This window comes from Lutimaribacter degradans (genome assembly GCF_023703375.1).
Lineage (GTDB): Bacteria > Pseudomonadota > Alphaproteobacteria > Rhodobacterales > Rhodobacteraceae > Lutimaribacter > Lutimaribacter degradans.
The window spans coordinates 106,744-114,765 of the sequence record NZ_JAMQGO010000012.1 but is presented as its reverse complement, the minus strand read 5'-3'; the positions used below and the strand labels follow the sequence as shown (position 1 = coordinate 114,765).

The 8,022-nt window shown below is 66.0% G+C and carries 8 protein-coding genes; 3 read left to right on the top strand and 5 right to left on the bottom strand.

The annotated features are described in order from the left end of the window. Positions 1–96 precede the first annotated feature (96 nt). The 3 genes from M8744_RS15380 to M8744_RS15370 form a co-directional block, all read right to left on the bottom strand. Entirely contained in the window at positions 97–378 is a 282-nt protein-coding gene (locus tag M8744_RS15380; RefSeq protein WP_251419380.1) for a hypothetical protein, read from the bottom strand. A gap of 205 nt (positions 379–583) precedes the next feature. Beyond that, a complete protein-coding gene (locus M8744_RS15375) occupies positions 584–2,113 on the bottom strand; it encodes a cryptochrome/photolyase family protein (RefSeq protein ID WP_256474319.1) in 1,530 nt (509 codons plus the stop codon). Beyond that, positions 2,107–2,766 (bottom strand): SDR family NAD(P)-dependent oxidoreductase, encoded by a 660-nt coding sequence (locus M8744_RS15370; protein WP_251419376.1) that lies wholly within the window; start codon positions 2,764–2,766, stop codon positions 2,107–2,109. The genes M8744_RS15375 and M8744_RS15370 overlap by 7 nt, the downstream gene beginning before the upstream one ends. A gap of 286 nt (positions 2,767–3,052) precedes the next feature. Here M8744_RS15370 and M8744_RS15365 point away from each other — a divergent pair, with 286 nt between their 5' ends. Further along, positions 3,053–4,621, top strand: a complete 1,569-nt coding sequence (locus M8744_RS15365; protein ID WP_251419373.1) for a 2-isopropylmalate synthase — start codon at positions 3,053–3,055, stop codon at positions 4,619–4,621. Between the two features lie 171 nt (positions 4,622–4,792). Here M8744_RS15365 and M8744_RS15360 read toward each other — a convergent pair whose 3' ends face one another. Continuing rightward, entirely contained in the window at positions 4,793–5,572 is a 780-nt protein-coding gene (locus M8744_RS15360; protein WP_251419370.1) for a 23S rRNA (adenine(2030)-N(6))-methyltransferase RlmJ, read from the bottom strand. Between the two features lie 20 nt (positions 5,573–5,592). Here M8744_RS15360 and M8744_RS15355 point away from each other — a divergent pair, with 20 nt between their 5' ends. Continuing rightward, positions 5,593–6,204 (top strand): uracil-DNA glycosylase family protein, encoded by a 612-nt coding sequence (locus M8744_RS15355; RefSeq protein ID WP_251419368.1) that lies wholly within the window; start codon positions 5,593–5,595, stop codon positions 6,202–6,204. Further along, positions 6,194–6,991, top strand: coding sequence for an SseB family protein (locus M8744_RS15350; protein ID WP_251419366.1), 798 nt, complete (start codon positions 6,194–6,196; stop codon positions 6,989–6,991). The genes M8744_RS15355 and M8744_RS15350 overlap by 11 nt, the downstream gene beginning before the upstream one ends. A gap of 94 nt (positions 6,992–7,085) precedes the next feature. On the opposite strand, the gene M8744_RS15345 is transcribed toward M8744_RS15350, so the two are convergent. Next, a complete protein-coding gene (locus tag M8744_RS15345) occupies positions 7,086–8,021 on the bottom strand; it encodes a 2-hydroxyacid dehydrogenase (RefSeq protein WP_251419364.1) in 936 nt (311 codons plus the stop codon). Between the last annotated feature and the right edge of the window lies 1 nt (position 8,022).

Below are 8,022 nucleotides of genomic sequence, written 5' to 3'. Positions count from 1 at the left end.
CTGGGCGTCGGTCAACCAGAAGAGATCAGACATGTTCACCGCTCGTTTTTCGAACCGTGAATCACGCCGCCTCGCAGAAATCAATGGGTCCTGACCCTATTGCATGGACATCGAAGGCCTCCTGAAAAAAGAGAGCTTGAAACCATAAATCGGCTTTTGGCCTCGTGTGCTGGCCGAAACTTCGTCGCCCAATCCGACACACAAAAATTTCGTGCCTTGACGGTTCGAATTGGAAGAAGCGCACAACTGATCCCCCGAGCCGAAATGCGGAAAATCATCCGCGACGCTATCTCGAATCAATAACTCTGTAGTACCGCTGCCAATCGCCCAAAGACGCCATAAAGCAGGCATTGGGTCGATGCCCGCTTCTTCACCCATCTTTCCAGTTCGCGCACATCGCAGCGAAGACAAGCTACCGCAGATACCAGCGGAGAGTTGAAAGCCTGTTTTGGGCCAAGAACACTCGCCAACGCTGCCATAACAAAGCCCAGTCTTGTCCCGTGCTCCCGACTGAACCCGGTTGCTCCGCGACGGTTTGCTGTCAAACCTTCCGCGGTCAAGACCACCGGGCCATGCAGCGTGGTCAGACCGGCTCGCCCCGGTTCAGCCGGTCAAGAAAATCATCGGCCTCGGAAATCACGGTCTCGCGCTTGTCCTCGTGCATCCTGTCCCAGGTCCGGTACATCTGCGCCATGCGCGGGTTTTTCTCGAACCTCTCGCGGTGGCGCAGCAGGAAATGCCAATACAGCAGGTTGAACGGGCAGGCCCCCTGCCCCGTCTTTTTCTTCACCGAATACGCGCAGGCCCCGCAGTAATCCGACATCTTGTCGATGTAGTTGCCCGAGGACACGTATGGCTTCGACCCGACGATCCCGCCATCGGCAAACTGGCTCATGCCGACGGTGTTCGGGGCTTCGACCCATTCGAACGCGTCTGCGTAGACGGCCAGGTACCATTCATGCAGCTCGGTCGGGTTCACCCCGGCCAGCAGCGCGAAATTTCCCGTCACCATGAGGCGCTGGATGTGGTGGGCATAGCCTTCGGCCCCGGTCTGTTCGACCGCCCGCTTCAAACATTCCATCCCGGTCTCGCCACCCCAGTAGAGACCGGGCAGCGCGCGCTGGTGGTTCAACGCGTTGCGGCGCGGGTAATCGGGGCCTTCGCGAAAATAGATGCCACGCATGTATTCACGCCAGCCGATGACCTGCCGGATATACCCCTCGGCCGCGTTGATCGGCACGCGGCCCGCGCGCCATTCGCGCTCCACCCGTTCGCAGATTTCCAGCGGCGAAAGCAGGCCGATGTTCAGATAGGGCGACAGGACCGAGTGATGCAGGAACCTGTCACCGCGCAGCATGGCGTCCTGGTAGTCGCCGAACCCGGCCAGCAAGTGCCGCGCGAAGTGATCAAGCGCGCGCCGCGCCTGTTCGCGCGTGACCGCGAACCAGAACTGGCGCAACTGCCCGAAATGCTGCCCGAACCGCGCCTCGACCAGATCCAGCACGTCGCCGGTGATGGCGTCGGGGGTGAACTGCATGGGCGCGGCGCGCAGCATGTCATCCTGCGCGGGCTTGCGGTTGTCGTGGTCGAAATTCCACTTGCCGCCCACGGGGCTGTCACCGTCCATCATCAGCCCGGTCTTGCGGCGCATCTGGCGATAGAAATACTCCATCCGCAATTGCTTGCGGCCCTCGGCCCAGGCCTCGAATTCACGATGCGAACAGACAAAGCGGTCATCCTCGTGCATCTGCACGGGGATCGGCAGGCCATCGAGCGCCGCGACAAGCCGCCATTCGCCGGGGCGGGTGGCGATCACGTCGGTTGCGCCGTGTTCCTCGGCGCGGCGCAACAATTCGCCGGTGATCGTTCCGGCGTTCTCTGGATCATCCAGCCGGGTATAGGCCACGCTCCAGCCGTCACGCTCCAGCTCTTGTGCGAAATGGCGCATGGCCGACAGGATCAACGCGATCTTTTTCGGATGGTGGGGCACGTAACGCCCCTCTTCGCCGACCTCGGCCATCACCACCACGTCACGCGCCTTGTCTGCCGCGCGCAGGGCCGCGACATCCGGCGTCAGCTGGTCGCCCAGCACCAGCACCAACCGTGTCACCAGGGAATCTCCCGCCCGGCGTAATCGTAGAACCCGCCCGATTGCGCGGACCCGAGCCGTTCCATCACGTCGGCAAGGCGGGCTGCCGCCACCTCGGGGCCGACCTTGTCATGCCCCGGGTAATCGGCGGTGAACCCGGTCGCGACGGTGCCGGGGTGCAGCGCGGCCACCACTGCCTCTTGACGCTTGCGGCCAATCTCGATCGCGGCACCATGCACGAGCTGGTTCAACGCCGCCTTGGATGCACGATAGGAATACCAGCCCCCCATACGGTTATCCCCGATCGAGCCCACCCGCGCCGACAGCACCCCGACAACCGACCGGCCCTGCCGCGGCAACAGCCGCTCTGCATGCGCCAGGACCAGCGCCGGGCCGATGGCGTTCACCGCCATCACGCGGGCCATCTGCGCGGGCGTGACCTGCTTCAGGGCTTTTTCCGGTGCCCGCCCGGCCGCCAGCGTGCCGACCGCTACGAAAATCAGGTCGAACGGCCCCTCAAGCGCGCCCATTACCCGTGAAACGGCTGCCGCATCCGTCACGTCCAGCCCATCATGGCGACGCGACCGGGCGGTCACGGCGTATCCGCGCGCCTCAAGCTCTTTCACCATGGCAGCGCCAATGCCGCCCGACGCGCCGATAACCAATGCCTGTTTCATGCCCCGGAGATAGAGGCGCCCCCGCCCGCAGCAACGGCCCGCGCAAGAATTTCTGCGCCCTGACCCGGAAATTCGCGCTTTTAATTTGATTCCGGGGCGGTATAACTGCGGGTATGACCATGCAGGCCCATATCACGCTCGCTCCCCGCGCCACCGGCGCGGCATTGCTGCGTGGCCTGCTTCTGCTAAGCCGCCTCTGAGCGTGCCGTCCCGGCGCGACCGCTCAGAGGGTAGCCCGTTTCGCGCCACGACGCCTTAGCAGACACCATATTCAAAGAGATACACCATGACCCAAGCCACCGATAAAGATCGTGTCCTGATCTTCGACACAACCCTGCGCGACGGCGAGCAATCGCCCGGCGCCACCATGACCCATGCCGAAAAGCTGGAAATCGCCGAGTTGCTCGACGACATGGGCGTCGACATCATCGAGGCCGGTTTTCCCATCGCCTCCGAGGGCGATTTCCGCGCCGTGAGCGAGATCGCCCAACGGTCGAAAAACGCGGTCATCTGCGGGCTGGCCCGCGCCAACCCGACCGATATCGACCGTTGCTGGGACGCGGTGAAAAACGCCACCCAGCCACGCATCCACACCTTCATCGGCACGTCGCCCCTGCATCGCCAGATCCCCAACCTGACCCAGGACGAGATGGCCGAGCGCATCCACGAAACGGTCAGCCACGCGCGCAACCTGTGCGACAACGTGCAATGGTCGCCGATGGATGCCACCCGCACCGAATGGGATTACCTCTGCCGCGTGGTGGAAATCGCGATCAAGGCGGGCGCCACCACGGTCAACATCCCCGACACGGTGGGGTATGCCGATCCCGGCGAAAGCGCGCGCATCATTCGCGGGCTGATCGACACCGTTCCCGGCGCCGATGAAATCATCTTTGCCACCCATTGCCACAACGACCTGGGCCTGGCCACGGCCAACAGCCTGGCCGCCGTGGCCGGCGGCGCACGGCAGATCGAATGCACGGTCAACGGTCTGGGCGAACGCGCGGGCAACACCGCGCTCGAAGAGGTGGTGATGGCCATCAAGACACGCCACGACATCATGCCCTGGTTCACCGGCATCGACACCGCCCGCATCATGAACATCTCGCGCCGGGTGGCCAGCGCCAGCGGCTTTGCCGTGCAGTTCAACAAGGCCATCGTCGGCAAGAACGCCTTTGCCCATGAATCGGGCATCCACCAGGACGGGATGCTGAAGAACCGCGAGAATTTCGAGATCATGCGCCCCGAGGATATCGGCCTTGCGGGCACCTCGTTGCCGCTGGGCAAGCATTCGGGTCGCGCCGCGCTGCGCGCCAAGCTCAAGGAGCTCGGCGTTGACCTGGCCGACAACCAGCTCAAGGACGTGTTCGTGCGGTTCAAGGATCTCGCCGACCGCAAGAAAGAGGTCTATGACGAAGACCTCCTGGCGCTTGTCCACGCGGGCGAGGATGCGGCCAATGACGCGCTGCAACTGAAATCGCTGCGCGTCAGCTGCGGCACAGGCGGCCCGGCCGAGGCCACGCTGGTGATGGAGGTCGACGGCGAAGAAAAGACCGCCACCCAGCAGGGCGACGGCCCGGTCGATGCCACCTTCAAGGCCGTGCGTGAGCTGCACCCGAACGACGCGCATCTCCAACTCTACCAGGTTCACGCCGTGACCGAGGGCACCGATGCCCAGGCCACCGTCAGCGTCCGGCTCGAGGAAGACGGCAACATTGCCACCGGCCAGTCCGCCGATACCGACACGGTCGTCGCCTCGGCCAAGGCCTATATCAACGCGCTCAACCGCCTGCTTGTGCGGCGCGGCAAAGTGGGCGAGGACCGCAAGCAAATCAGCTACCGCGACGTCAGCTGACTCGACCCGCGCGACCTTGCAAGGGGCTGCCGGCTGGCGGCCCCTTTCACGTTTCACGCTTCCTCTTGCCGCAAATACCCCGGGGAGCGCGAGGGGCAGCGCCCCTCGCCCACCGCGGCGCGGCGCCAGCCGCGGCGCAAGACCTCCATCGCGCGGCACGCGCGATACCGCTCACCCTTGGTAGAACCGTGCCACCTCGGTCAATGCCTCGGCAAGGCCCCAGGGCGCGTTCACCACGAACACCCCCGAGCCCACCATGCGATGCCCCGCGCGCACCGGAGGAAACCGGATTTCGTGCCTCAGCACCCCGGGCAGGCCCTGCGCCTCCAGCGCGGCCAGCATCGGGCCATGCACGCCGCCGGTCAGCACGGGATACCAAAGCGCGATCACGCCGACATTCCACTTGCGGTGCAGCTTGGCAACCTGGCCGGGTATCGTGCCATACTCGGCTTTCACCTCGTAGCTGGGGTCGATCAGCATCAGCCCGCGGCGCGGCGTGGGCGGGCAGATCGCCTGCGCCATCTCGAACCCGTCCTGCCGATGCACGCGCAGCCCCGTGCCGGCAAGCGCCTGTTGCAGCGCGTCATGCTCTTGCGGGTGCAGCTCGGCCACGTGGCCCGCATCGCCCGGGCGCAGGAAACGCGCGGCAATAAGGGGCGAGCCGGGGTAGGCGCGCGGCCCGTGCGCGGCCCGCACATCGGCCAGGCTCTTGCGATAGGGGCTGCCTGCCAGTGCCCGTGCAGCCTCGACCGCGTCGATGCCCGCCGCTGCCTCGCCCGTCTTGTGCGCCTCGGCGCTGTCGAGTTGATACAGGCCCCGCCCGCCATGCGTTTCGATATAGCTGAGCGGCTTGTCCTTGCGCGTCATGTAGGCAAGCATTGCCGCCAGCGCGGTGTGCTTGTGCACGTCCGCGGGGTTTCCCGCGTGGTAGATATGTTGATAGGACAGCATGACTCGCCATATCCCATGCCATGACCACCGCCAAGCCCGACCTCACCTCCCTGCCCGACCGTATCCGCGCCTGCCGCCTCTGCGCCGACCGGTTTGCCGCCACGCAAACGGCCCATGCGCCGCGCCCGGTTGCCTGGTTTCGCACCGGGGCACGGCTGCTGATCGCGGGGCAGGCGCCGGGGATGCGCGTGCACAAGTCGGGCAAGCCATTCGATGACCCTTCGGGCACGCGGCTGCGTGACTGGCTGGGCATGACCGAGGCAGAGTTCTACGACATGTCGCGCGTGGCCATCGTGCCCATGGCCTTCTGCTTTCCCGGCTACGATGCCAGGGGCAGCGACCTGCCCCCGCCGCCCATCTGCGCGCGCCACTGGCACGCCGAGGTCATGTCCGCCCTGCGCGATATTCGCCTGACGGTGCTGGTGGGCGGCCATGCGCATCGCTGGCACCTGGGCACGCGCGCCCCGGTCACCGACACGGTGGCGGGCTGGCGCGACCACGCGCCGGGGCTTTTCCCCTTGCCGCACCCGTCCTGGCGCAATACCGCTTGGCTCAAACGCAACCCCTGGTTCGAAACCGACCTGCTGCCGCCGCTGCGCGCCCGGGTCCGAAAGGTGCTGGATGGAGACTGACCCGCAAACCCCGCTGGATCGCGCATTTCACGCGATGGAGGCCGCGCCCGACGACGCCCTGGCCCGCGCACGCTATTACGAGGTGCTGGCCGATACCGAGCTGTTCCTCGTCCTGCGCGAAGAACCAAGGGGCGACCAGATCGCGCCCGACCTGTTCGAGCTGGGCGAGCAGACATTCGTCGTGGCCTTCGATGCCGAAGACCGCATGGGCCATTTCACCGGCGGGCCGGCCCCCTACGCGGCGATTTCGGGCCGGGTTCTGGCAGGCATGCTGGCGCCGCAGGGCATCGGGCTGGGCGTGAACCTCGAGGCGGGGCCGACATCCTTCCTGGTCCCGGCCGAGGCGCTTGACTGGCTAGTCGAAACGTTGGGCACGGCGCCGCAGGAAACGCAGGCCCGCGTGGTCGCCATCCATGCGCCGGGCCGGTTGCCCGAGGCGGTGCTGGATGCGCTGGCCAGCCGCCTGACCCGCGCGGCGGGCCTGGCGCGGGCGGCGTTCCTGGTCGAGGCCGAATATGACAGCGGCGCGCGGGCGCATATGCTGGCTATTCTTGGCGCCCAAGAGCGCACCCAGGCGCCGCTGGCCAAGACCGTGTCCGAGGCCCTGACCTTCTCGGGCATCGAGGCCGGGGCGCTGGACGTGGTGTTCATCGCGCCCGACGACCCGCGCCTGCCCACGATCGAGGCTTACGGCATGCGGCTCGACATTCCTGCCGCGCCCGAGCCGCCCCGCGTGGAACATGTCGCCCCCGGCTCAGACCCCGACAAGCCACCGAAACTGCGCTGACACCCCGAGGGGGCTGCGGGCAAATGCCCGCTCTACGGGAAACCACGCAGGGCAACGGCGCGGTAGGCCGGGCATTCGCCCGCCGCGCCCATCCTCAGTACCCCGCGTCGCGGTCGACCACGTGCAGGAACGGCTCGCCCGCTTCGCCGCGGCGGATGTTCTCGGCGATCACCCGTGCGGCGGTGTCGGGCCGCGTGGTCGAGGCGATATGCGGTGTTACCGTCACCTTTTCATGCGCCCAGTAGGGATGCATCACCGGCAGCGGCTCCTTGCGGAAAGTATCGAGAACGGCGTGGCCGATATGGCCTTCTTCCAGCGCCGCCAGCAGCGCGGAATCGTCGATCAGCGTGCCACGCCCCGGGTTCAGGATCATCGCACCGCGCGGCAACATGGCCAGCGTTTCGCCGTTCAGGATATTCTCGGTCTCCGGCGTGTGCGGCAAAAGCAGCACCACGATCTGCGCGCCCTGCAACGCCTCGGCCAGGCCCGCGTCACCCGAAAGACACCTGATACCATCAATCTGCTTTTGCGTCCGGCTCCAGCCCGTCACCGGAAAGCCCAGCCCCGCCAGCGCCTGCCCGCAGGCCCGCCCCAGCGCGCCCAGCCCCAGGATCGTGACCGGCCGTTCCTGTGCCACCGGCGGTGAATAGCTGCGCCATTTGCCATCCTGGCCATGAATGTGCAGGTCCATTCCAAGGTGCATCCGCAGCGTGTGGCCCACCACCCATTCGACCATGCCCTGGGTCAGCCCCTCATCATCGACCATTCGGCACAAAGGCTGGGTCAGCGTGTCGTTGCCCACCACGTTCTCGACCCCGGCCCACAGGTTCAGCACGGCCTTGCAGCGCGTGTAGGGAGTGAAATCCTGCACGTCGGAATTGGGCGCGTAGACAATGTAATCGACCACCTCGGGCGAGAATTCGGTGCGCAGGTCGGCCTCGATCCCGGCGGCCTCAAGGGCCGCGTTCAGCGGGTCTTCGTAGTCTTCCCACTTTTCCGCGCGGGCGGCGAACAACACGTTGACTGTCATG

Coding starts and splice junctions, on each gene's coding strand:
- M8744_RS15380 (WP_251419380.1), bottom strand. CDS start 378: ATGGGTGAAGAAGCGGGCATCGACCCAATGCCTGCTTTATGGCGTCTT.
- M8744_RS15370 (WP_251419376.1), bottom strand. CDS start 2,766: ATGAAACAGGCATTGGTTATCGGCGCGTCGGGCGGCATTGGCGCTGCC.
- M8744_RS15365 (WP_251419373.1), top strand. CDS start 3,053: ATGACCCAAGCCACCGATAAAGATCGTGTCCTGATCTTCGACACAACC.
- M8744_RS15360 (WP_251419370.1), bottom strand. CDS start 5,572: ATGCTGTCCTATCAACATATCTACCACGCGGGAAACCCCGCGGACGTG.
- M8744_RS15355 (WP_251419368.1), top strand. CDS start 5,593: ATGACCACCGCCAAGCCCGACCTCACCTCCCTGCCCGACCGTATCCGC.
- M8744_RS15350 (WP_251419366.1), top strand. CDS start 6,194: ATGGAGACTGACCCGCAAACCCCGCTGGATCGCGCATTTCACGCGATG.
- M8744_RS15345 (WP_251419364.1), bottom strand. CDS start 8,021: ATGACAGTCAACGTGTTGTTCGCCGCCCGCGCGGAAAAGTGGGAAGAC.